Source organism: Bradyrhizobium sp. USDA 3256, assembly GCF_054058275.1.
Genome location: NZ_JBSSAE010000002.1, coordinates 7,449,486 through 7,470,892 on the forward strand (window position 1 = coordinate 7,449,486; position 21,407 = coordinate 7,470,892).

Annotated in this window: 21 protein-coding genes; 12 read left to right on the top strand and 9 right to left on the bottom strand. The window is 65.1% G+C overall.

Annotated elements, in window-relative coordinates; all coding sequences use genetic code 11:
* Positions 1 to 20: 20 nt before the first annotated feature.
* The 3 genes from ACVWY5_RS37145 to ACVWY5_RS37155 all read right to left on the bottom strand — a co-directional run bounded on the left by ACVWY5_RS37145 (position 21) and on the right by ACVWY5_RS37155 (position 4,146).
* Positions 21 to 1,535: an amidase gene (locus tag ACVWY5_RS37145; protein WP_028337307.1), complete on the bottom strand. Its 1,515-nt coding sequence runs from the start codon at positions 1,533 to 1,535 to the stop codon at positions 21 to 23.
* A 165-nt stretch (positions 1,536 to 1,700) separates the two neighbouring features.
* Positions 1,701 to 2,885 carry a substrate-binding domain-containing protein gene (locus tag ACVWY5_RS37150; protein WP_028337308.1) on the bottom strand — a complete coding sequence of 395 codons (1,185 nt, stop codon included), beginning with the start codon at positions 2,883 to 2,885 and terminating at the stop codon, positions 1,701 to 1,703.
* Between the two features lie 79 nt (positions 2,886 to 2,964).
* Entirely contained in the window at positions 2,965 to 4,146 is a 1,182-nt protein-coding gene (locus ACVWY5_RS37155) for a substrate-binding domain-containing protein (RefSeq protein ID WP_028337309.1), read from the bottom strand.
* A gap of 178 nt (positions 4,147 to 4,324) precedes the next feature.
* Between ACVWY5_RS37155 and ACVWY5_RS37160 the strand changes: the two genes are divergently transcribed.
* Both ACVWY5_RS37160 and ACVWY5_RS37165 read left to right on the top strand, forming a co-directional pair.
* Positions 4,325 to 4,768 carry a MarR family winged helix-turn-helix transcriptional regulator gene (locus ACVWY5_RS37160; protein WP_016847408.1) on the top strand — a complete coding sequence of 148 codons (444 nt, stop codon included), beginning with the start codon at positions 4,325 to 4,327 and terminating at the stop codon, positions 4,766 to 4,768.
* A gap of 165 nt (positions 4,769 to 4,933) precedes the next feature.
* Positions 4,934 to 5,368, top strand: coding sequence for a VOC family protein (locus tag ACVWY5_RS37165; RefSeq protein WP_028337310.1), 435 nt, complete (start codon positions 4,934 to 4,936; stop codon positions 5,366 to 5,368).
* Between the two features lie 57 nt (positions 5,369 to 5,425).
* Here the strand turns inward: ACVWY5_RS37165 and secA are convergent, their stop codons facing one another.
* Positions 5,426 to 8,290, bottom strand: a complete 2,865-nt coding sequence (secA, locus tag ACVWY5_RS37170; protein WP_028337311.1) for a preprotein translocase subunit SecA — start codon at positions 8,288 to 8,290, stop codon at positions 5,426 to 5,428.
* 392 nt (positions 8,291 to 8,682) lie between these two features.
* On the opposite strand from secA, the gene ACVWY5_RS37175 reads away from it, so the two are divergent.
* From ACVWY5_RS37175 to ACVWY5_RS37185, 3 genes are all read left to right on the top strand, one after another.
* The gene (locus ACVWY5_RS37175; RefSeq protein ID WP_028337312.1) at positions 8,683 to 9,609 is read left to right on the top strand and encodes a peptidylprolyl isomerase; all 927 of its coding nucleotides are present in this window, start codon (positions 8,683 to 8,685) and stop codon (positions 9,607 to 9,609) included.
* Positions 9,610 to 9,898: 289 nt separating this feature from the next.
* Positions 9,899 to 11,140, top strand: a complete 1,242-nt coding sequence (gene argJ / locus ACVWY5_RS37180; protein WP_028337313.1) for a bifunctional glutamate N-acetyltransferase/amino-acid acetyltransferase ArgJ — start codon at positions 9,899 to 9,901, stop codon at positions 11,138 to 11,140.
* 129 nt (positions 11,141 to 11,269) lie between these two features.
* Positions 11,270 to 11,680 (top strand): (deoxy)nucleoside triphosphate pyrophosphohydrolase, encoded by a 411-nt coding sequence (locus ACVWY5_RS37185; RefSeq protein WP_028337314.1) that lies wholly within the window; start codon positions 11,270 to 11,272, stop codon positions 11,678 to 11,680.
* 439 nt (positions 11,681 to 12,119) lie between these two features.
* Here ACVWY5_RS37185 and ACVWY5_RS37190 read toward each other — a convergent pair whose 3' ends face one another.
* Entirely contained in the window at positions 12,120 to 12,962 is an 843-nt protein-coding gene (locus tag ACVWY5_RS37190) for a methyltransferase domain-containing protein (protein WP_028337315.1), read from the bottom strand.
* 124 nt (positions 12,963 to 13,086) lie between these two features.
* Between ACVWY5_RS37190 and ACVWY5_RS37195 the strand changes: the two genes are divergently transcribed.
* The 6 genes from ACVWY5_RS37195 (at position 13,087) to ACVWY5_RS37220 (ending at position 16,739) form a co-directional block, all read left to right on the top strand.
* A complete protein-coding gene (locus ACVWY5_RS37195) occupies positions 13,087 to 13,677 on the top strand; it encodes a macro domain-containing protein (protein WP_038377932.1) in 591 nt (196 codons plus the stop codon).
* 54 nt (positions 13,678 to 13,731) lie between these two features.
* Complete coding sequence (locus ACVWY5_RS37200) at positions 13,732 to 14,541, top strand: ComF family protein (RefSeq protein ID WP_028337316.1); 810 nt, start codon at positions 13,732 to 13,734, stop codon at positions 14,539 to 14,541.
* A gap of 29 nt (positions 14,542 to 14,570) precedes the next feature.
* Positions 14,571 to 14,843 (top strand): glutaredoxin 3, encoded by a 273-nt coding sequence (gene grxC / locus ACVWY5_RS37205; RefSeq protein ID WP_028337317.1) that lies wholly within the window; start codon positions 14,571 to 14,573, stop codon positions 14,841 to 14,843.
* Positions 14,843 to 15,718 carry a carbon-nitrogen hydrolase family protein gene (locus ACVWY5_RS37210; RefSeq protein ID WP_028337318.1) on the top strand — a complete coding sequence of 292 codons (876 nt, stop codon included), beginning with the start codon at positions 14,843 to 14,845 and terminating at the stop codon, positions 15,716 to 15,718. Before grxC ends, ACVWY5_RS37210 begins: the two co-directional genes overlap by 1 nt.
* Positions 15,715 to 16,185, top strand: coding sequence for a DUF1178 family protein (locus ACVWY5_RS37215; RefSeq protein ID WP_028337319.1), 471 nt, complete (start codon positions 15,715 to 15,717; stop codon positions 16,183 to 16,185). Before ACVWY5_RS37210 ends, ACVWY5_RS37215 begins: the two co-directional genes overlap by 4 nt.
* 113 nt (positions 16,186 to 16,298) lie before the next feature.
* Positions 16,299 to 16,739: an EamA family transporter gene (locus tag ACVWY5_RS37220; protein ID WP_028337320.1), complete on the top strand. Its 441-nt coding sequence runs from the start codon at positions 16,299 to 16,301 to the stop codon at positions 16,737 to 16,739.
* Here ACVWY5_RS37220 and ACVWY5_RS37225 read toward each other — a convergent pair whose 3' ends face one another.
* From ACVWY5_RS37225 to ACVWY5_RS37240, 4 genes are all read right to left on the bottom strand, one after another.
* Complete coding sequence (locus tag ACVWY5_RS37225) at positions 16,740 to 17,639, bottom strand: DMT family transporter (RefSeq protein WP_028337321.1); 900 nt, start codon at positions 17,637 to 17,639, stop codon at positions 16,740 to 16,742.
* A 170-nt stretch (positions 17,640 to 17,809) separates the two neighbouring features.
* Positions 17,810 to 18,091, bottom strand: a complete 282-nt coding sequence (locus ACVWY5_RS37230; RefSeq protein WP_028337322.1) for a GIY-YIG nuclease family protein — start codon at positions 18,089 to 18,091, stop codon at positions 17,810 to 17,812.
* A gap of 305 nt (positions 18,092 to 18,396) precedes the next feature.
* Positions 18,397 to 19,179 (bottom strand): bifunctional 2-polyprenyl-6-hydroxyphenol methylase/3-demethylubiquinol 3-O-methyltransferase UbiG, encoded by a 783-nt coding sequence (gene ubiG / locus ACVWY5_RS37235; protein ID WP_028337323.1) that lies wholly within the window; start codon positions 19,177 to 19,179, stop codon positions 18,397 to 18,399.
* A 14-nt stretch (positions 19,180 to 19,193) separates the two neighbouring features.
* Positions 19,194 to 19,661: a PH domain-containing protein gene (locus ACVWY5_RS37240; RefSeq protein WP_028337324.1), complete on the bottom strand. Its 468-nt coding sequence runs from the start codon at positions 19,659 to 19,661 to the stop codon at positions 19,194 to 19,196.
* Between the two features lie 210 nt (positions 19,662 to 19,871).
* On the opposite strand from ACVWY5_RS37240, the gene ACVWY5_RS37245 reads away from it, so the two are divergent.
* Positions 19,872 to 21,128, top strand: a complete 1,257-nt coding sequence (locus ACVWY5_RS37245; protein WP_028337325.1) for an aspartate kinase — start codon at positions 19,872 to 19,874, stop codon at positions 21,126 to 21,128.
* Positions 21,129 to 21,407: the final 279 nt, after the last annotated feature.

The window sequence follows — 21,407 nt, forward strand, 5'->3', positions numbered from 1 at the left end:
CGTCTGCGACAAGCGGCGCCTCACATCTTCTTCCAGTCGCCGGCCTGCTCGAAGGCGTGCGCGGCGCGGTAGATGGTGGATTCCTCGAACATCCGGCCGACCAGCATCAACCCGACCGGCAGGCCGTCGACCATGCCGCAGGGCAACGACATCGCCGGGTGGTGGGTGATGTCGAACGGCGCGGTGTTGGTGATCATCTCGAGCGCGCGTGCGACATAGTCCTCGCGGCTGGCATTGGCCGCCGGCAGCGCCGGCGCCTTCATTGGCGTGGTCGGCAGCAGCAGCAGGTCGTAATCCTTGAACGCCTTGTCATAGGCCGCGGTAAGGCGGCGGGAAATGTTGAGCGCCTTGCCGTAGAAGCGCGGACCGAAATTGTTGTTGATGTAGGTGCCGAGCATCATGAACAGCTTGGTGGTCTCCGACAGCGAATCCGCCTGGCGGCGCCAGCCGCGATGGAAGTCCATCAGCGAGGTCGAATAGAGGTCGGACCGGCTCAGGCCGTAGCCGTCGCCGAACATCATGGTCTGGGTCAGGCCTTCGGTGCCGATCGGGGTCCAGATCGCGGGGCCGACCATGTGCATAGGGATCGACACGGTGTCGACCGACGCGCCGAGGTCCTTGAAGCGCTTGGCCGCCTCGCGCACGCTTTCATTGACCGCGGCCTCCGCGGTCGGCTGCTCGAAGCCTTCCTTGAGGATGCCGATCTTCATGCCCTTGACGCCTTTGCCCAGCGCCTTGGTGTAATCCTCGACCTTGGGCGCCTTGATGCGCGGATCGTAGCCGTCGTCGCCGGCGATCACCTCGAGCAGCAGCGCGTTGTCCTCCACCGTCGCGGTCATCGGTCCGGTGTGGTCGACGAAGATCTCGATCGGCATGATGCCGGTATAGGGCACGAGGCCCCAGGTCGGCTTCATGCCGTAGGTGCCGCAGAACGAGGACGGCATGCGGATCGAGCCGCCCTGGTCGCCGCCGATCGCCATGTCGACCTCGCCGAGCGCGACCACGACGCCGGAGCCCGACGACGAGCCGCCGGCCGAGTAACCCATCTTGTGCGGATTGTGCACGGCTCCGTAGGAGTTGGTGTGGCTGCCGCCGGACAGGCAGAAATGTTCGCAATGGGTCTTGCCCGCGATCTCGGCGCCAGCATCGAGCATGCGCGTGACGATGGTGGCGTCGAAATCGGGGATATAGCCTTCCAGCGTCGACGAGCCGTTCGTCATCGGCACGCCGGCCAGCATGATGTTGTCCTTCAGCGCCACCGTCTTGCCCTTGAGCTTGCCGGAGGCCGCGCCCTTCACGGTCGACTTGTAGTACCAGGCATTGCGCGGGTTCTCCTCTGGCGCCGGGCGATAGCCGGGCGTGCGCGGATATTTCACCGCGGGCAGCTCGTCCGGCATCGCGGCGATCACGTTGTAGGCGTCGATCGAGCCCTGCATCAGGCCGCGGAACGAGGCCACATCCTCATCGGTCAGTGACAGGCCGCACTGCTCGGCGACGGCACGAAGTTGCGTTGGCGTGGGAAGGACGACGGTCACGGCGCTCTCCTGATAGCTTTTGATCTTTGGATTTGATCCCTCGAGGCAGGGTGCAGCGGCGCGTTGCCGGCGCGAACCGCTCATCCCATTGTTGTATTGAAAACGGAAATATTTTCCTTTTCAAGTATTATTTCGCAAAACCTTCCGGCGACGCTGTCGCACTGCTCAGATCGGCTTGATCACCCTGAAGTCGAGACCGTCGGCTTCGGCAAGATACATCGGCATCCTGGCATGGCCGCTGCGCACCGTGACCGGACCGCGCGGCCCGCGATAGACGAGGTTGTCCGCCGCCGCGAGCAGCGGCCGCATGTCCAGCGTGCCGGCGCGCTTGGCGGCGGCCTCGAGCAGGCAGAATCCTTCGTAGGCGGACTCGCTGCACGAGCCGACCGGCGGCGCGAAGGCACCGAACATCGCGCGATAGCGGTCCCTGAAATCGTCGCCTTCGCGTGAGCCGACGGAGGAGAAATAGCCGGAGGCGCAGTACAGGTTCTCGGTCTTGTCGGCGCCGATGCCGAGCAGCGCCGTCTCGTCGAAACAGCCGGCGAAGCGCAGCGTGGTGGCGGCAAGACCGGCATCGGCGAAGGCGCGGTTGAAGGTCACGCTGTCGGTGCCGATCAGCGAGATCAGCACGACATCGGGTTTCGCGGCGCGGATGCGTTCCAGCTGCGCTTCGTGATTATCCTCGCCGACCGGCACGAACTCCTCGCCGACCACGAGACCGCCGGTCTCCTTGATGTAACGCTTCACCGCGCGGTGCGACTGCCATGGCCAGACATAATCGCTGCCGATCAGGTACCAGCGCGAAACACGCTTCGCCTCGGCCAGCCAGTGGATCGACGGCCGGTTCTGCCAGCGCGGCGTCTCGCCGATCGCAATGACGCCCGGCGTCCGCTCGCCGCCCTCATAGACCGGCGTGTAGATGTAGGGGATCTTGCTGCGGGTGATCAGGCCACGCAAGGCGACGCGCACTGCGCTGGTGTGCATGCCCATGATGAGATCGACGTCGTCGGATGCGATCGCCTGCTCGGCGCGATCGAGCACGTCCTCGATCGGTCCGCCGGCATCATAGACCGAGAATTCGATCTCGCGGCCGAGGATGCCGCCGCGCCGGTTGATGTCGGCGACGGCGAGTTGCGCGCTCGAGGTCGCGGCCGGTCCCCACATCCCGGGCGAACCGGTGCAGCAGACGAAGCCGGCGATCCGAAGCCGGCTGCGCGCACCGCGCGGACCGAAACCGTCCCGATCCATCGGGGAAAAGACCCGATCGGACCGCGCCGACGTCAGGTTCCGGAACAGCAGGGATGGCGGGCATGGAAGGCCGCCATCCCTGTTGCTCGAGGTTCGGGCCATGACGTAGGGCGTCGAATGCACACCTGCTCCTGTCTGGCACCGGCAAGCCGCGCGACGAGCGCGGCATCGCCCGGTCCATCTAGATCGTCCTGATCACATTGAAGTCGAGACCGTCAGCCTCGGCAAGATAGATCGGCATCTCGGCGCGGCCGTCGCGAATTGTGACGGTGCCGCGGGCGCCGCTGTAGACGAGGTTGTGCGCTGCGGCGGACAATGGTCCGATCGACAGCGAGCGCGCCTCGTTGGCCGCCGCCTCGAGAAAGCGCATCCCCTCATAATTGGACTGCCCGACCGAGCCGATCGGCGGCGCATGCGCCCCGAACATCGTGCGGTAGCTGGTCCGGAAGTCGTCATTGGCGCGCGAATCGATGCACCCGAAGTAGCCGGAGGCGCAGAACAGGTTTTGGGTCGAGTCCGGGCCGATGCCGAGCATCACGGTCTCGTCCATCGCGCCCGCATAGCGCAGCGTGGTCGCCGCAAGCCCGGCCTCGGCGAAGGCGCGGTTGAAGGTGATGCTGTCGGTGCCGATCAGGGTGATCAGCACGACATCGGGCCGTGCTGCGCGAATCCGCGCCAGATGCGGCTCGTGATTGTCCTCGCCGAGCGGGACGAATTCCTCGCCGACGACGTGGCCGCCGGCCTCCTTGATGTAGCGCTTCACCGCGCGATGCGACTGCCAGGGCCAGACATAATCGCTACCGATCAAATACCAGCGCTGCGCCTTCTTGACCTCGGCGAGCCAGTGGATCGCCGGCCGGCTTTCGGCGCGCGGCGTCTCGCCGATCGCCATCACGCCGGGCGTCCGCTCGCCGCCCTCATAGACCGGCGTGTAGACATAGGGGATGCGGCCGGCCGTGACCTTGCGCAGCGCGAGGCGCACCGCCGAGATATGCGAGCCCATGATCACGTCGATCTCGTCGAACGCGATCGCCCGCTCGGCGCGGCGCACCACCTCCTCGATCGGGCCGCCGGCGTCGTACATCGACAGTTCGACCTCGCGGCCGCGGATGCCGCCGCGCCGGTTGATCTCGGCGACCGCGAGCATGACGCTGTTGGCGGAGATCGGCCCCCAGATCCCGGGCGCGCCGGAGAAGGTGATGAAATTGCCGATTCGAAGCTTGCTGTCGGTGCCGCGACGGCGCGACGAGCCGGGCTTGAGGGTCAAAGCAAGATCGGCCGCGCAGGACGACGGGTTTCGAAACAGCAGCGGCGGCGCGACGGGCATGCCGCCATACGCCTGGAAAGAGACCGTCGAGAGCACGCCAACTCCTGTCTGGGAAGCAGTACGCAACGCAGCCAGCGGGCGGTCGCGGCATCCGCCCCTTGGTTGGGGGAATATCCTAGGTGAAAATATTGAATATTCAACAATTGAAGTGCATATAGAAACGGCATGAGTTGCCGGACATTCATTCACCGGGTCAGGAACCAGGTCTCACGCCGTGGCTAAACCGCCGAAAGAAAATTCCCCGATCACCGAACATCTCGCCTACCTGCTGGCGCAAGCCAACCGGGAGATCAACCGGCAGTTGGAGACGCGGCTCGCCAAGGAAGGCGTGCCGGTCGAGCAGTGGCGCATCCTGAAAGTGCTGTCCGACGGCAACGGCCACTCGATGGGCGAGCTTGCGGATGCTGTGCTGCTCAACCATCCGACGCTGACCAAGATGATCGACCGCATGGTGTCGGATGCCCTGGTCTATCGCGTCCAGGATCCCAAGGATCGCCGCAAGGTGCTGATGTTCGTCTCCGACCGCGGTAAGGCGCTGTGCCGGCGGCTCAACTCGCTCGCGGTGAGCCAGGAGGAGCACATCGTCGAGAGCTATGGCGACAAGTCGACCACCGAGCTCAAGCGCCTGCTGGAAAGCCTGATCGGCAGCGCCAATTAAGGCCGCGCCGGCCCGGCGCGCTTCTAACGAAACCATCGAAAAAAGACCGGCAGGAAATGTCGGGATGCAGCGGTTTGGTGCGTCCTTGGGGCGCGCCCTGCGGCGCAGCCTTCGCGCTTGGCCGCGCTGGTCCACCCGATTACTCGTAAGTGAGGATTTCCCGTCATGACTTCGATCACGCCGTTCCTCTGGCTCGACAACAACGTCCGCGACGCGGTCGCCTTCTACCAATCGGTGTTTCCGAACGCCAAGATCGAGACCGTCAGCGATTTCATGGCGAGCTTCGAACTCGAGGGGCAGCGGTTCCACGCGCTCAATGGCGGGCCGCAGCACAAGTTCAACGAGGCGGTGTCATTCTTCCTGAGCGTCGAGACCCAGGAGCAGGTGGACTACTTCTGGGAGAAGCTCACCGACGGCGGCCAGGAATCGCGCTGCGGCTGGCTCAAGGACAAATTCGGCCTGTCCTGGCAGGTGATCCCGACCGCGCTCGGCCGTTATCTCAGCGCCCCCGACCGCAAGGCCGCCGACCGCGCGATGCAGGCGATGCTGAAGATGCAGAAGATCGTGATCGCCGATCTCGACAAGGCCTTCGCCGGCTGAGAGCGATGCGGCTCGACGGGCGGGCCAGTCGCCCGCCGCCTCAGCGCGTGCGACGGCTTACGCGTACCGGCCGTGGCAGTGCTTGTACTTCTTGCCTGACCCGCAGGGGCAGTCCTCGTTGCGGCCGACCTTGCCCCAGCTCGCCGGATCGTTCGGATCGCGGTCGGTGGCAATCATCCCCGGCGCCAGCGAGGCCTGGGCATAGGTCGCCTCGGTCAGGCGCGCCTGCGCGAACTCGTCCTCGCCGGTGTTGGGGTCGAGCTTGTGCGCTTCCATCAGCGGCAGCGGCTGGGGCGGCTCCTCCGGCGGCACGATCTCGACCCGCATCAGCTGCGCGGTGACGGCCTCGCGCAGATGCGCGCTCATCTCCTGGAACAGGTTGAAGGCCTCGGTCTTGTACTCCTGCAACGGATCGCGCTGGCCATAGCCGCGCAGGCCGATCACCTGGCGCAGATGGTCGAGCATGATCAGGTGCTCGCGCCAGAGATGGTCGAGCGTCTGCAGCAGGATGGTCTTCTCGACGTAACGCATCACGTCGGGACCCCATTGCGCGACCTTGGCGGCCATACGCTCGTCGACATGGGTCTCGATGCGGGTCAGCAGCTCCTCGTCGGCGATGCCCTCTTCCTTGGCCCATTCGTCGACCGGCAGATCGACATCGAGCACGCGCTTCAGCTCGTCCTTGAGGCCGGCGGTGTCCCACTGCTCGGCATAGGCGTGCTCGGGAATGTATTTGGCGACCACGTCCTCGACGAAGGCATGGCGCATGTCGGTCACGGTCTCGACGACGCTGTCGTCCTTCATCAGGTCGACGCGCTGGTCGAAGATCACCTTGCGCTGGTCGTTCTGGACGTTGTCGAACTTCAAGAGGTTCTTGCGGATGTCGAAGTTGCGCGCCTCGACCTTCTGCTGCGCCTTCTCGAGCGCCTTGTTGATCCAGGGATGGATGATCGCCTCGCCTTCCTGCAGGCCGAGCCGCTGCAGCATGCTGTCGAGCCGGTCGGAGCCGAAGATGCGCATCAGATCGTCTTCCAGCGACAGGAAGAACTTCGAGCGGCCGGGGTCGCCCTGACGGCCGGAACGGCCGCGCAGCTGGTTGTCGATGCGGCGGGATTCGTGACGCTCGGAGCCGATGATGTAGAGGCCGCCCGGCTTCTTCACGGTCTTGGCGGGCTTGCTGCCCTTGACCGGCTCGACCTCGAAATCCTCTTCCGCCTTCAGCACGATCTCGCGGAAGCGCTCGATGTCGGCCTTGATCTGCTCGATCTTCTTGGCCTTCTCGGCCTCATCGGTGATCCCGGCGGTCTCCTGCTGGATCCGCATCTCGAGCGAGCCGCCGAGCTTGATGTCGGTGCCGCGGCCGGCCATGTTGGTCGCGATCGTGATCGCGCCCGGCACGCCGGCTTCCGCGACGATATAGGCTTCCTGCTCGTGGAAGCGCGCGTTCAGCACCGCGAACAGCTTTGCCGGCTTGCCGGCGCGCGCCGCGGCATAGAGCTTCTCCATGCCGGATTCGGACGTGAAGTCGATCTGCTTGTAGCCGTGCTTCTTCAGGTACTCGGCCAGCACTTCCGACTTCTCGATCGAGGCCGTGCCGACCAGCACCGGCTGCAGCCGCTTGTTGGCGCGCTCGATCTCGGCAAGAATCGCGGCGTATTTCTCGTTCTGGGTGCGGTAGACCTCATCGTCCTCGTCGAGGCGCGCCACCGGCAGGTTGGTCGGGATCTCCACGACCTCGAGCTTGTAGATGTCGAACAGTTCGTCGGCTTCGGTCAGCGCCGTGCCGGTCATGCCGGACAGCTTCTGGTACATCCGGAAATAGTTCTGGAAGGTGATCGAGGCCAGCGTCTGGTTCTCGGGCTGGACCGTGACGTGCTCCTTGGCTTCCAGCGCCTGGTGCAGGCCTTCCGAATAGCGGCGGCCCTGCATCATGCGGCCGGTGAACTCGTCGATGATGACGACCTCGTCGTCCCGGACGATGTAGTCCTTGTCACGCGTGAACAGCGTGTGCGCGCGCAGCGCCTGGTTGACGTGATGCACGACGGAGACGTTCTCGACGTCGTACAGCGAGTCGCCCTTGAGCTGGCCGGCGTCGCGCAGCAAGTTCTCCAGCTTCTCCATGCCGCCTTCGGTCAGCGTCACCGTGCGCTGCTTCTCGTCGACCTCGAAGTCGGCGACCTTGCTCAGCTGCGGCATGAAGGTGTCGATGGTGTTGTAGAAATCCGACCGGTCGTCGAGCGGGCCGGAGATGATCAGCGGCGTGCGCGCCTCGTCGATCAGGATCGAGTCCACTTCGTCGACGATCGCGTAGTAATGCTCGCGCTGGACCATGTCCTCCAGGCGGTACTTCATGTTGTCGCGCAGATAGTCGAAGCCGTATTCGTTGTTGGTGCCGTAGGTGATGTCGCAGGCATAGGCGGCCTTGCGCTCGGCGTCGTCCAGGCCGTGTACGATCACGCCGGTGGTCAGCCCCAGGAAGGCATAGATCTGGCCCATCCAGCCGGAGTCGCGGCGGGCGAGGTAGTCGTTGACGGTGACGACGTGGACGCCCTTGCCGGCGAGCGCGTTGAGGTACACCGCAAGCGTCGCGACCAGCGTCTTGCCTTCGCCGGTCTTCATCTCGGCGATGTCGCCCTCGTGCAGCACTATGCCGCCGATCAGCTGAACGTCGAAATGGCGCTGGCCGAGCGTCCGCTTGGCCGCCTCGCGCACGGTGGCGAAGGCCGGAACCAGGATGTCGTCCAGCGTCTTGCCGCCGGCGAGCTGCTGCTTGAATTCGGCGGTGCGGGCCTTGAGCTGATCGTCCGTCAGTTTGACGAGCTCGGGCTCCAGCGCGTTGATGGCATTGACGCGGGACTGATACCCCTTGACCCGACGGTCGTTGGCGGAGCCGAAAAACTTGCGGGCGAGCGCGCCGATCATGCGAAATTCCTGTTCTTCGGTCTCGAGTTCGGTCTTCGTTCAGTGTTGGAATTCAACTTGGAATTCAGTCTTGGATTACAGCCTGAGATGGTCCGCCGGATCGCCTATCAACTCACCGTGACGCGCTACGGTTCGAGCCCCGGCCCGGGGGCTCCTCCGCCAATTGAGTGGGAAACAGGCCATCCTGGGTTCAACGGCGAAAAACGCAGCAAAATAAGCGCTCTCGCCGCTGACGCGGTTGGCCAGAGATATGGCCCGGTCGGGGGGTTGTCAACGCTGGCAAGATGTCAAGGAATTCATCATTTTGACAAGACTTTCGCGTTGCCAATGTAACACGATTGGGCGAGTGTCCGCCCCGCTCGAGCTTCCCCCCTTTGAGACAAGGATTTTGCATGACCACCTCGCCCCCGGAAACCAAAACCGGCCTGCGCCTCGGCCTCGCCACCCTGGCCGCGACGGGCTGTCTTGTCGCAGTGCTGGCTGCCGGCCTCCCGGTCCGGGCCGCGGAATCCGATCCGGTGCTGGCGAAGGTCAACGGTTCGGAGATCCACGCCAGCGACGTGGCGCTCGCCGAGGAGGAACTCGGCCCGAGCCTGCAGCAGATGGACCCTTCGACCCGCAAGGACAACGTGCTGTCCTTCCTGATCGACATGAAGATCGTGTCCAAGGCCGCCGAGGACAAGAAGATCGAGAACAATGACGACTTCAAGAAGCGGCTCGCCTTCACCCGCAACCGCCTGTTGATGGACAGCCTGCTTGCCAGCGAGGGCAAGGCCGCGACCACCGACGACGCCATGAAGAAGGTCTATGAGGAGGCCGCCAAGCAGATCACCGGCGAGCAGGAGGTGCGCGCCCGCCACATCCTGGTCGAGACCGAGGACGAGGCCAAGGCGATCAAGGCCGAGCTCGACAAGGGCGCCGACTTCGGCGAGCTCGCCAAGAAGAAGTCCAAGGACCCCGGCGCCTCCGACGGCGGCGACCTCGGCTTCTTCACCAAGGAGCAGATGGTGCCGGAATTCTCCGCGGTCGCCTTCTCGCTCGAGCCGGGCAAGATCTCCGATCCGGTCAAGTCGCAGTTCGGCTGGCACATCATCAAGGTCGAGGAAAAGCGCAACCGCAAGGCGCCCGACTTCGAGCAGGTGAAGGCCCAGATCGAGACCTATGTGACCCGCAAGGCGCAGGCCGACTATGTCGCCAAGCTGCGCGAGGCCGCCAAGGTCGAGCGCATGGACAAGCCGGCCGACGCGGCCGCGCCGGCCGATGCGGCCAAGGACGCGCCGAAGCCCGCCGACAATAAGATGGCGCCGGCGAAGAAGTAGGCTTCGCGACGTCAATAGCTTCAATGCGCGATGGCCGGGCTCGTCCCGGCCATTTTGCTTTTTGGAATGCCTTCGGTTGATCGCGTCGTCCCGGCGCAGGCCGGGACCCATACGCCGCGGCGAAGCTTGTCTTGCCGCGGCGGCCGTTTCTTAAACAATTGATGACGGTGGTGATGGGTCCCGGCCTTCGCCGGGACGATGCTGTGGCGCGTCCGCATCGCAGCCCTCTCCCACTTCGCACGGCGAGATGTTATGCAGCGCTTCCCTCCCCGTAGCCGGAAGCTTGCCGATGTCCACCGCCGTCTCTCCCCTCGCCCCGCCCGACGTTCCCGAGATGCCCGTGATCGCGGGTGTGCGGCTTGCGACCGCTGCCGCCGGCATCCGTTACAAGGGGCGCACCGACGTGCTGCTCGCACTGCTCGACAAGGGCACCACGGTGGCCGGCGTCTTCACCAAGTCGAAGTGCCCGTCGGCGCCGGTCGAATGGTGCCGCGCCAAGCTGAAGGGCGGCGCTGCGCGCGCGCTGGTGGTCAATTCCGGCAACGCCAACGCCTTCACCGGCAAGACCGGCAAGGCGTCGACCGCGCTGACCGCGCAGATTGCGGCGAAGGCGGTCGGCTGCTCGACGTCGGACGTGTTCCTCGCCTCGACCGGCGTGATCGGCGAGCCGCTCGACGCCACCAAGTTCGACGGCGTGCTGGCGCAGCTCGCACAGACCGCGACACCCGATCGCTGGATGGACGCGGCCAGGGCGATCATGACCACCGACACCTTCCCGAAGGTCGCCACCGCGACCGTGAAGCTCGGCAAGGCCAGGGTGACGATCAACGGCATGGCCAAGGGCGCCGGCATGATCATGCCCGACATGGCGACCATGCTGTCGTTCATCTTCACCGACGCGCCGCTGTCGGCCTCGGTGCTGCAATCGCTGCTCAAGGCCAGCGTCGAGGACACCTTCAATGCGCTGACCATCGACGGCGACACCTCGACCTCGGACACGCTGCTCGCCTTCGCGACCGGCGCCGCCGCTGCCCATGGCGCGCCGAAGATTTCGCGCGCCAGCGACCCGCGGCTGAAGGCCTTCACCAAGGCGTTCCAGCAGATCCTCGCTGATCTGTCCGAGCAGGTGGCGCGCGACGGCGAAGGCGCCCGCAAGCTGGTCGAGGTCGTGGTCGAGGGCGCCACCACCAAACCGTCTGCGCGCAGAATCGCGATGTCGATCGCCAATTCGCCGCTGGTGAAGACCGCGATCGCCGGCGAGGACGCCAATTGGGGCCGCGTGGTGATGGCGGTCGGCAAGGCCGGCGAGCCCGCCAACCGCGACAAGCTCTCGATCTCCTTCAACGGCATCCGCGTCGCCAAGAGCGGCGCGCGCGATCCGTCCTACAACGAGAAAGAGGTGTCGGAGGCAATGAAGGCGCCGAAGATCCAGATCAAGGTGGCGCTCGGCCTCGGCAAGGCGAAGGACCGCGTGCTGACCTGCGACCTCACCAAGGAATACGTCGCGATCAACGGGGACTACAGGTCGTAGTCGCTTCCGTCACTGCGAGCGGCACGCGCGAGCAATCCACCTCATCCAGCAACGCGGAGATGGATTGCTTCGCTTCGCTCGCAATGACAGAATCTGCGCGACGAACTCGCATCGGGACATTGACGCCGCATGGCTGACATCAAGCTGACACTCGTCGTCGCCTGCGCGCTTGTCGATGCCGACAAGCGCGTGCTGCTGGCGCAGCGCCCCGCGGGCAAGGCGCTGGCCGGCCTGTGGGAATTCCCCGGTGGCAAGATCGAGCCCGGCGAACGCCCGGAGCAGACCCTGATCCGCGAGCTGCATGAGGAGATCGGCATCACCGTGAGCGAGCCGTGCCTCGCGCCGCTGACCTTCGCCAGCCATGCCTACGAGACCTTCCATCTGCTGATGCCGCTCTACATCTGCCGGCGCTGGGAGGGCATCGCGGTGGCGCGCGAGGGCCAGAACCTCGCCTGGGTCCGCGCAAGCAAGCTGCGCGACTACCCGATGCCGCCCGCGGACATCCCGCTGCTGCCGCATCTGATCGATCTGTTGCTGTGATCCTCTTCGCCTCTCCCGCTTGCGAGGGAGGCGCGCGGCCAAAATATCGAAAACAACCCCATGCAAAGCAGCCGGCGGTGGCCGGCGTTCGACCAGCCACTTGACACGTCGGGCAACTCACCGGCATATTCCAATATTCCGAAATCGTGATGTGAGTCTGCGGCTTCTCCAACCCGTCGTCCCTGCGAAAAGCAGGGACCATACGTCGCGGCGGACCTTGTTGAAGGGACTCGTCGTTCCAGCATCGCCCAACAATATTTGTGGTTATGGGTCCCTGCTCTCGCAGGGACGACGCTGAGGATGGTTCTCGATTCCAGGCGTCACACTACGCGATGTCGTCACCTGGGTATTGATGCGACCTGCCAGCTGGCAAAGACCATCTGCGATAGCCCTCCCCCGCAAGGAGGAGAAGGCCTGAGCAGCGTGCTCACCTCACGCTTCAGCGCTTCGTCCGCTTCACCGCCGCCTCAAGGCTCGCCTTCGCCGACCCTGGCCGCAGCGGCTTCGGCTGGCTTTCATGCGGCGCCCAGCCGGACAGCCAGACGATGTCGAAGGTGGCGCGGATGCGGCCGTCGGGATCGGCGAAGCGTTCGCCATAGATCTGCGCCATGCGCAGCATGGTGGCGCGGCGGGTCGGGATGTGACGGCGCTCGCGCAGCACATTGGTGGCGCCCATGTGCCTGAGATCCGCCATGAGCGCGAGCGCGCTTGAATAGCGCACGACGACGCGGTCGACGTCGGTCACCGGCAGCGCGAATCCTGCGCGCTGCAGCAGCGCGCCGATATCGCGCAGATCGGCGAACGGCGCGACGCGCGGCGAGGCCCCGCCCTCGCACTCGGCCTCTGCCGCGGCAAAGCTCTGCCGCAGCTCGGTCAGCGTGTCGCCGCCGAGCATCGCCGCCAGCAGCAGCCCGTCCGGCTTCAGCGCCCGGCAGATCTGCGCCAGCACGCCCGGCAGATCGTTGACGAACTGGAAGGCGAGCGCGGAGACCACAAGATCGCGCGACTCCGGCGCCAGTCCGAGCGATTCCACCTCGCTGAATCCGATCGCATCGACCGCGGCGATACGCCCATGCAGGGCGTCCGCGAGCCCGCTGCCCGGCGTCCAGACATCGGCCGCCGCCGAAAAGCTGCGTGACACAGCCAGCAGCCGATCCATCATGTCTTCGGTAGCGCGATCGAGCAGGAACGTCGCCGCCCCCTCGCGCCGCGCGCGCGCCAGCCGCGCGCCGAGCACGGCGCGATCGAACAGGATGGGGGCTGAGGACGGAGGCGCTGCCATGCCCGCTGGTTACGCCGGACTGCCGCCGCAGGCAATGCGTTGCTTGAGGCGAACCGGGCGAGCCGCTAACCTGCGCCTGCCGTCACGCAGCTACCTTCCTTCGAAAGAGACGCAGGAATCTCCAATGCTCACGGTTCACCTTCGGGATATCAACGCTGACGTGGTCAAGGCTTGGGAACTTGCCTTTGCCGACACCGCTGACGTGCACGTATCTCGCGGCGACATTTTCGAAGCCGAGGCAGACGCTGTTGTCAGCCCGGCAAACAGCTTTGGCTTCATGGACGGTGGAATCGACCTCCTGTACTCGAAATTCTTCGGTTGGACGCTGCAGACCGACTTGCAGGCGGTGATTGCGAAACAACACCATGGCGAACTGCCGGTTGGGCAAGCTGCCATCGTCGCGACCGGTCATGACTTCATTCCATTCCTGGTCAGCGCGCCAACCATGCGGGTCCCCTCAGACATCAGCGCAACGGTCAATGTGTATCTTGCGTTCCGGGCTGCTCTGATCGCCGTGCTTGCGCACAATGCACTCGCGAAAGCCCCGATCCGAACGTTGCTTGCTCCGGGCCTTGGGACTGGAATTGGCGCGGTTGCGCCTGCGGCGGCAGCACGCCAGATGCGGGCTGCTTACGATGCGATCATCCGCGGCCGGGGCCTCGACGGCCGCGGTGCGAGAGTCATCCTGCGCCAACACCATGAAATGCTGTCCTGACCGTTAATATCTTGCGCCTTGAGCGCTACCCGCCGCGGCGCTAGCCTCGCCCGCATGGACGCCGAGGCATCACCGACACGCTCCATTACCGGTCACGTCCAGCGCGCGCTTGGCGCGATCGGGGGCGCGTGGCTGCGCACGGCGCGGCTGACGCTCGATATCGCGCTGCCGACGCTATGCGTTTCGTGCCGCGAGCCGGTCGATGGCGAGGGGGTGTGCGCGGCCTGCTGGGCCAGATTGTCGTTCATCGCGCCGCCGTTCTGCCCGCGGCTTGGCATTCCCTTCGTCTACGATCCCGGGCCCGAGCTGCTGTCGATGGAGGCGATCGCCAATCCGCCGGCCTACCAGCGCGCCCGCGCCGCGGTGCGCTATGACGATGTCGCGCGCACGCTGGTGCACGCATTGAAGTACCAGGATCGCACCGATCTGGCGCCGACAATGGGTCGCTGGATGGCGCGGGCGGGGAAGGAATTGCTACGCGAGGCCGATCTGCTGGTTCCGGTTCCTCTGCACTGGCGGCGCGGCTGGAGCCGGCGCTACAACCAGTCCGGGGCGCTCGCCAAGGTGATCGCGCTCCAGAGCGGCGTCAAAATGGCTGCCGAAGCGCTGCGGCGCATCCGCGCCACCGAGCAGCAGATCGGGCTGTCACGCAAGGACCGCGCCAGCAATGTGCAGGGCGCATTCGGGGTCGCCGATGAACGCAAGGCTGACGTCCAGGGCCGCCATGTGATCCTGATCGACGACGTCCTGACCTCGGGCGCGACAGTGGACGCCTGCGCGCGGGCGCTGCTCCGCGCCAAAGCCGCGCAGGTCGACGTGCTGGTGTTTGCCCGGGTTGTCGATACCCACCGCGCTCCCATATAATCTGACATTCTGGTTCAACCGAGCGCACCATGACCGCTGCCATTGAAATCTATACCCGCCCGGGCTGCGGTTATTGCACCGCGGCCAAATCGCTTTTGACGCGCAAGAACGCCGCGTTCACCGAATTGAGCGTCGCCAGCAACCCGGCCTATCGGGACGAGATGTATGGCCGCGCCGGCGCGGGCTCGACCTTCCCGCAGATCTTCATCGGCAAGACCCATGTCGGCGGCTGCGACGAGCTCTATGCGCTCGACCGCGAGGGCAAGCTCGATGGCCTGCTCAGCAACGGAGGCGGCGCCTGATGACGGAGAACATTTTCACTGCCGCCATGGTGCAGATGCGCACCGGATTGCTGCCGGAGCCGAGCCTCGAGCAGGGCACGCAGCTGATCCGCGAGGCGGCGGCGCAGGGTGCCAAATACGTGCTGACCCCTGAGGTCAGCAACATGATGCAGCTGAACCGCAAAGCGCTGTTCGAGCATCTGGCGAGCGAAGAGGACGACAAGTCGCTCAAGGCGTATTGCGCGCTCGCCGCCGAGCTGAAGATCCACTTGCATATCGGCTCGCTGGCGCTGCGCTACTCGCCGGAGAAGGCGGTCAACCGTTCGTTCCTGATCGGGCCCGAGGGCAATCTGCTCGCGAGCTACGACAAGATCCATATGTTCGATATCGATCTGCCGGGCGGCGAAAGCTATCGCGAATCGGCCAATTATCAGCCCGGCGAGACCGCCGTGATCTCCGACCTGCCCTGGGGCCGGATCGGACTGACGATTTGCTACGACGTGCGCTTCCCGGCGCTGTACCGCGCGCTGGCCGAGGCCGGTGCATCGTTCCTCACCGTACCGTCCGCCTTCACCCGCAAGACCGGCGAAGCGCATTGGCACACGCTGCTGCGCGCCCGCGCCATCGAGACCGGCTGCTTCGTGTTCGCAGCGGCGCAGGCCGGCCTGCATGAGAACAAGCGCGAGACCTTCGGGCATTCGCTGATCATCGACCCCTGGGGCGAGATCCTCGCCGAGGGCGGCGTCGAGCCGGGCGTGTTCCTGGCCGAGATCGACCCCGCCAAGGTCGAAACCGCGCGCAAGACCATTCCCTCGCTGCAGCATGGCAGGCGTTTCGGCATTGCCGACCCCAAGGCCGGCCCGGAGCATCTGCACCTCGTCCGGGGTTCGGCATGATCCGCTACACGCTGCGCTGCGAGCGCGGCCACCAGTTCGAGAGCTGGTTCCAGAGCTCCGCGGCCTATGAATCGCAGGAGCGACGTCACCTGATCGATTGCCCGTCCTGCGGCTCAAGCAAGATCGAGCGCGCGATCATGGCGCCGCAGATCGTCAGCAAGAAGGGCCGCGAACCGGCCCAGCCGGCGCCGGCCGCGCCCGTCGAAGCGACCGGCAATGAATCGACGTCGCTGATGATGGCGCAGGAGCGCGAGCTTCGCAGCAAGCTGAAGGAGCTGCGCGACCACATCGTGAAGAACGCCGACAATGTCGGCGACCGCTTCCCGAACGAAGCGCGCAAGATGCACTACGGCGATATCGAGCACCGGCCGATCTATGGCGAAGCCTCGCCCGAAGAGGCCCGCGCGCTGATCGATGAAGGCGTCGAGGTCTCGCCGCTGCCGACGCTGCCGGAAGACCGGAATTGATTCACTCCGTCATTCCGGCATGGTCCGAAGGACCAGACTCGGAATCTCGCGCCACACTCTCCGGATTCCGGGTTCGCGCTGCGCGCGCCCCGGAATGACGGCCACGAGGAAGCATGACCCCCGACTCATTCTCCTCCTGGCAGGTCTGGGCGTTTCTTTCCGCCGTTTTCGCCGCGCTGACCGCGATCTTCGCCAAGGTCGGCGTCGAGGGCATCAACTCCGATCTCGCCACCCTGATCCGCACCGTGGTCGTCTTGATCACGCTGTCGGCCATCCTGTTCGCGACCGGGCAGTTCACCCAGTCCGGGCCGATCTCGGCGAAGAGCTGGCTGTTCCTGCTGTCGTCCGGGCTCGGCACCGGCGCGTCGTGGATCTGCTATTTCCGCGCGCTCAAGCTCGGACCGGCGACGCTGGTCGCGCCGATCGACAAGCTCAGCGTGGTACTGGTGGCGCTGTTCGGCGCGGTCTTCCTCGGCGAGCGCCCCTCGGCCTATGGCTGGCTCGGGATCGCGCTGATCTCGGCGGGTGCGGTGCTGATTGCGGTGAAAGGGTAATTACGCGGCGATCAGCAGCGCGACGCCGATCACGATCAGGACGATGCCGAACACCTCGCGCAGCGAGAACGGCTGCTTGAGCGAGAAATAGGCCACGCCCTGCGCGAACAGCACCTCGATCAGCGCCAGCGTGCGCACATTGGCGGCGGCGGTGAGCGCGAACGCCAGGAACCAGAATTGCGATGAGAACGCGCCCATGAAGCCCGCGAACATCGAGGGCCGCCACAGCTTGAGGATCGACCTCAGCACGTCGGGTGCGCGCAGCAACAGATAGACCGACAGGATCAGCGTCTGCACGAGGAGGCTCCACATCAGCGTGTAGGAGGCCGCCGTGACAAATGAGACTGAGGGCACCGCGATGATCGCGCCGCGAAAGCTCACCGCCGAGATCGCGAACACCGCGGCGGCGCCGAGGCCGAGCACGGTCGGGCGCAGGTCGGCAAAGCTCTTCTGCCCGCCGGGCCGCAGCGCGGTGATGACGACGCCGATGGTCGCGATCACGATCGCGATCACCTTGGTCGTCGTGAGATGATCGCCGAGGAAGATGAAGCCGAAGATCGCGGTCTGGATCGCCTCGGTCTTCATGTAGGCCGTCGTCACCACGAAGGAGCGGTCGTTCATCGCCAGCAGCATGAAACCGGTGCCGACGATCTGGCTGAGCGCGCCGGTTACCAGCCACGGCCAGAACGCGGCCGCCGGCCACGGCACGCGATCGCCGGTCAGCAGCACCGCCAGCGCGAAGAACACGACCGAGAACGGCAGGCCGAACAGGAAGCGGATATTGGTCGCGCCCCAGGTCCCGAGCGGCCCGGTCAGATGCCGCTGCATCGCATTGCGCGCCACCTGCCCGAACGCAGCGACGATGGTGAAGGGAATCCAGAGCGAGGCGATGGTGAGCATGCAGGATAAGGGAGGTGTGCCGGGCGGGAATATGCGCGCAGCGTGCCGATTGTGGCCGACGCGGTCAACCGAGGCGGTGCATGACAGGGCTGCGTGGTCTCCGCAAACTCGCCGTCGTCCCTGCGAACGCAGGGACCCATAACCACGGGGAGCAGTATGTGGCACGCCGGTCAGACAAGCAGGTCGCTGAGGTCTCGCCATTCGAGATTCTCGCGTTCAATCAGCTCGATCTTCCAGTCGCGCTTCCATCGTTTGAGTTGCTTTTCGCGAGCGATGGCTTCTTCAGCCCGCTCGTAGGCTTCCACGTAGACGAGGCGGTAGACACCATATGTCTTGACGAACGACGAGCCTATCCCGGCTCTATGCTCCTCGAGCCGCTTCTGTACGGAATTCGTCACGCCGATATACAGCGTGCCATGGCGTCGGCTTGCGAGGATGTAGACGTAATACATGCTCGGAACGCTGACCTCGCCCAATTATTTGGGCCCGTGGTTATGGGTCCCTGCTTTCGCAGGGACGACACCTTTGGGAGGACACAGCGTCTCACATCTCCACCAGTCGCGCCACAAACTCCGCGTCGCCCCTGCGAAAGCAGGGGCCCATAACCACAGGGAGCTGTTTGGGGCACGATAGCCGGACAGCTGACCCTACAACAAATCGGAACGCGGACCTCGCCCCACTGTTGGAGCCGGTGGTTATGGGTCCCTGCTTGCGCAGGGACGACGCCTATCGCGTGGCCGCGACCGTGGCATCTAACTCACACCTCTTCCGCCACCACCATGTAGTTCACGTCCATGTCGGTCGACACGGTCCATTTGTCGGCGAGCGGGTTGTAGACCACGCCGGCCTGCTCGGTGACGGTGAGGTTGACGTCGCCGAGATAGCGCTCGAGCTCGGCGGGGGTGACGAACTTGCTCCACTCGTGGGTGCCGCGCGGCAGCCAGCGCAGCACATATTCGGCGCCGACGATCGCCAGCGCGAAGCTCTTCCAGTTGCGGTTCAGGGTCGAGACCACCATCAGCCCGCCGGGCTTGAGCATGACAGCGCAGCGCTTGATGAAGGCGCCGACGTCGTTGACGTGCTCGACCACCTCCATCGCCAGCACGATGTCGAAGCGCTCGCGGGCGTCCATCTCCTCCACCGTGGTGCAGCGGTAGTCGATCGACAGATGGCCCTTGTCGGCGTGCAGCTTCGCTGCAGCGATGTTGGTGGCGGAGGGATCGATCCCGATCACCTGGGCGCCGAGCCGCGTGAACGGCTCGCACAACAGGCCGGCGCCGCAGCCGATGTCGAGCAGGCGCAGGCCGGACAGGCAGCTGAGGCTCTTGGCGTTGCGCTCGAATTTGCGGCAGGCGGCGTCGCGGATATAGGTCAGGCGCAGCGGGTTGATCTTGTGCAGCGGCGCCATCTTGCCGCGCGGATCCCACCATTCATCGGACAGTTTCGAGAATTTCGCGACCTCGGCCGGATCGACCGAGCTGGCGGAGGCATTGGCGAAGGAACTGGCGGAGGAACTGGAAAGAGTTGATTGCGTGGCCATGATTGCGCGCGCCCCTATCGCGCGGTGATCGAATTGCGGAACGACAGCGGCGCGGCGATGGTCTTGATGGTCTCGATGCCCTCGCCGACGCCGCGGATGGTGACGTCGCCATAATTCAGCAGGCGCCCCATGATGCTCTGGTTGACGTCGACGCTCTCGACCTTGTCGAGGCTCATCTCGAAGGTGCGCCGCTTGATGAAGCCGCTCTTGTGCACCACGCGGAAATTTGTGACGTCGGTTTCGGTAGTCCAGCGGTGGAACCAGGCCGCGGCGGTCCAGTACAGCGCCGCGACCGCGACCACGGCGGCGGCGGCAAAGCAGGCCATCACGAGGCCGTCGACCGTGGTCATCCGCGACAGGATCAAGAGCGCCAGCACCACGATCCAGGCCCCGATCGCCGGCAAATAGAACATCCAGTGCGCATTGGTGGAATACAGCACCTTCTCGCCAGGCTGCAGGATCTCGTCGATATAACGTCCCATCCAATCCGCCTTCGAGTTGCCCTCGTGTTACCCGTGCGCCACAACCCGCCCGCAACCGGCCAAAACACCCCCAAAAGACACTCGAGGGCTCCCTACCTACCGGCTTGCCCCCGGGCGCGGCGCTATGTATACGCGCGTTTCGGTCCCCGCGCTTGCGGTTTTCGGCGTGGGTTAACCTACTTATCCTCTTAAAGGAATAGACGCGTCGTCATGGGCCGCCTCGTGATGAAATTCGGCGGTACATCCGTCGCCAATATCGATCGTATCCGCAACGTCGCGCAGCACGTGAAGCGCGAGGTCGACGCGGGCCACGAGGTCGCCGTCGTCGTCTCCGCGATGTCCGGCAAGACCAATGAGCTGGTGGCCTGGTGCACCGATGCCTCACCGATGCACGACGCGCGCGAATATGACGCGGTGGTCGCCTCCGGCGAACAGGTCACTTCGGGCCTGCTCGCGATCGTGCTGCAGGGCATCGGCATCCAGGCGCGCTCCTGGCAGGGCTGGCAGATCCCGATCAAGACCTCGGACGCGCATGCCTCGGCGCGCATCCTCGACATCGACGGCACCGAGATCGTCACCCGCTTCAAGGAACGCAAGGAAGTCGCCGTGATCGCCGGCTTCCAGGGCATCAATCCCGACACCGGCCGCATCACCACGCTCGGCCGCGGCGGCTCGGACACCTCGGCGGTGGCGATCGCCGCTGCGCTGAAGGCCGACCGCTGCGACATCTACACCGATGTCGACGGCGTCTACACCACCGATCCCCGCGTGGTGCCGAAGGCGCGCCGGCTCGACAAGATCGCCTTCGAGGACATGCTGGAACTGGCCTCGCAGGGCGCCAAGGTGCTGCAGGTTCGCTCGGTGGAACTCGGCATGGTGCACAACATGCCGATCTTCGTGCGCTCCAGCTTCGACAAGCCAGAGGATATCGACCCGCACGCCAACCAGCCGCCGGGCACGCTGATCTGCAGCGAGGAGGAAATCATGGAAATGCACGTCGTCACCGGCATCGCCTTCTCCAAGGACGAAGCCCAGATTTCCGTGCGCCAGATCGAGGACAAGCCCGGCGTCGCCGCCGCGATCTTCGGGCCGCTCGCGGATGCCAACATCAATGTCGACATGATCGTGCAGAACGTGTCCGAGGACGGCAAGACCACCGACCTCACCTTCACCGTTCCGGCCAGCGACTATAACCGCGCCAAGGACACGATTACCGCCGCCAAGGCCAAGATCGGCTACGCCCGCGTAGATACCGCGACCGACGTCGCCAAGGTCTCGGTGATCGGCAGCGGCATGCGCAGCCATGCCGGCGTCGCGGCCAAGGCGTTCAAGGCGCTGGCGGACCGCAACATCAACATCCGCGCCATCACCACCTCCGAGATCAAGTTCTCGGTCCTGATCGACGCCGCCTATACCGAGCTCGCGGTCCGCACGCTGCACACGCTGTACGGCCTCGACCAGGCGTAAGCGCGACCGGCAGGGACGGCGCTCGCTCCGCTGTCATTCCGGACGATGCGACAGCATCGAACCCGGAATCTCGAGGTTCCGGGTTCGTCGCTTCGCGACGCCCCGGAACGATGAGACCGAGCGCTGGCGGTGCTCCCCACCCCCGCCCCGGAGTTAGAATTTCTCTTAGCGGGCGCAGCATTGGGCTGACGCAGACGTTATTTGCTACTGGCAGGCGTTTTGCTTGGCAAAGCAAGCCTCGATTGGCTATACGGCCAGTCAGGTAGGCTGTCGCAAACT

Bases quoted from the DNA above. Each gene is read 5' to 3' on its own strand.
- ACVWY5_RS37150 (WP_028337308.1), bottom strand. From the start codon at position 2,885: ATGGCCCGAACCTCGAGCAACAGGGATGGCGGCCTTCCATGCCCGCCA.
- ACVWY5_RS37165 (WP_028337310.1), top strand. From the start codon at position 4,934: ATGACTTCGATCACGCCGTTCCTCTGGCTCGACAACAACGTCCGCGAC.
- secA (WP_028337311.1), bottom strand. From the start codon at position 8,290: ATGATCGGCGCGCTCGCCCGCAAGTTTTTCGGCTCCGCCAACGACCGT.
- ACVWY5_RS37175 (WP_028337312.1), top strand. From the start codon at position 8,683: ATGACCACCTCGCCCCCGGAAACCAAAACCGGCCTGCGCCTCGGCCTC.
- argJ (WP_028337313.1), top strand. From the start codon at position 9,899: ATGTCCACCGCCGTCTCTCCCCTCGCCCCGCCCGACGTTCCCGAGATG.
- ACVWY5_RS37185 (WP_028337314.1), top strand. From the start codon at position 11,270: ATGGCTGACATCAAGCTGACACTCGTCGTCGCCTGCGCGCTTGTCGAT.
- ACVWY5_RS37190 (WP_028337315.1), bottom strand. From the start codon at position 12,962: ATGGCAGCGCCTCCGTCCTCAGCCCCCATCCTGTTCGATCGCGCCGTG.
- ACVWY5_RS37195 (WP_038377932.1), top strand. From the start codon at position 13,087: ATGCTCACGGTTCACCTTCGGGATATCAACGCTGACGTGGTCAAGGCT.
- ACVWY5_RS37200 (WP_028337316.1), top strand. From the start codon at position 13,732: ATGGACGCCGAGGCATCACCGACACGCTCCATTACCGGTCACGTCCAG.
- grxC (WP_028337317.1), top strand. From the start codon at position 14,571: ATGACCGCTGCCATTGAAATCTATACCCGCCCGGGCTGCGGTTATTGC.
- ACVWY5_RS37210 (WP_028337318.1), top strand. From the start codon at position 14,843: ATGACGGAGAACATTTTCACTGCCGCCATGGTGCAGATGCGCACCGGA.
- ACVWY5_RS37215 (WP_028337319.1), top strand. From the start codon at position 15,715: ATGATCCGCTACACGCTGCGCTGCGAGCGCGGCCACCAGTTCGAGAGC.
- ACVWY5_RS37220 (WP_028337320.1), top strand. From the start codon at position 16,299: ATGACCCCCGACTCATTCTCCTCCTGGCAGGTCTGGGCGTTTCTTTCC.
- ACVWY5_RS37225 (WP_028337321.1), bottom strand. From the start codon at position 17,639: ATGCTCACCATCGCCTCGCTCTGGATTCCCTTCACCATCGTCGCTGCG.
- ACVWY5_RS37230 (WP_028337322.1), bottom strand. From the start codon at position 18,091: ATGTATTACGTCTACATCCTCGCAAGCCGACGCCATGGCACGCTGTAT.
- ubiG (WP_028337323.1), bottom strand. From the start codon at position 19,179: ATGGCCACGCAATCAACTCTTTCCAGTTCCTCCGCCAGTTCCTTCGCC.
- ACVWY5_RS37240 (WP_028337324.1), bottom strand. From the start codon at position 19,661: ATGGGACGTTATATCGACGAGATCCTGCAGCCTGGCGAGAAGGTGCTG.
- ACVWY5_RS37245 (WP_028337325.1), top strand. From the start codon at position 19,872: ATGGGCCGCCTCGTGATGAAATTCGGCGGTACATCCGTCGCCAATATC.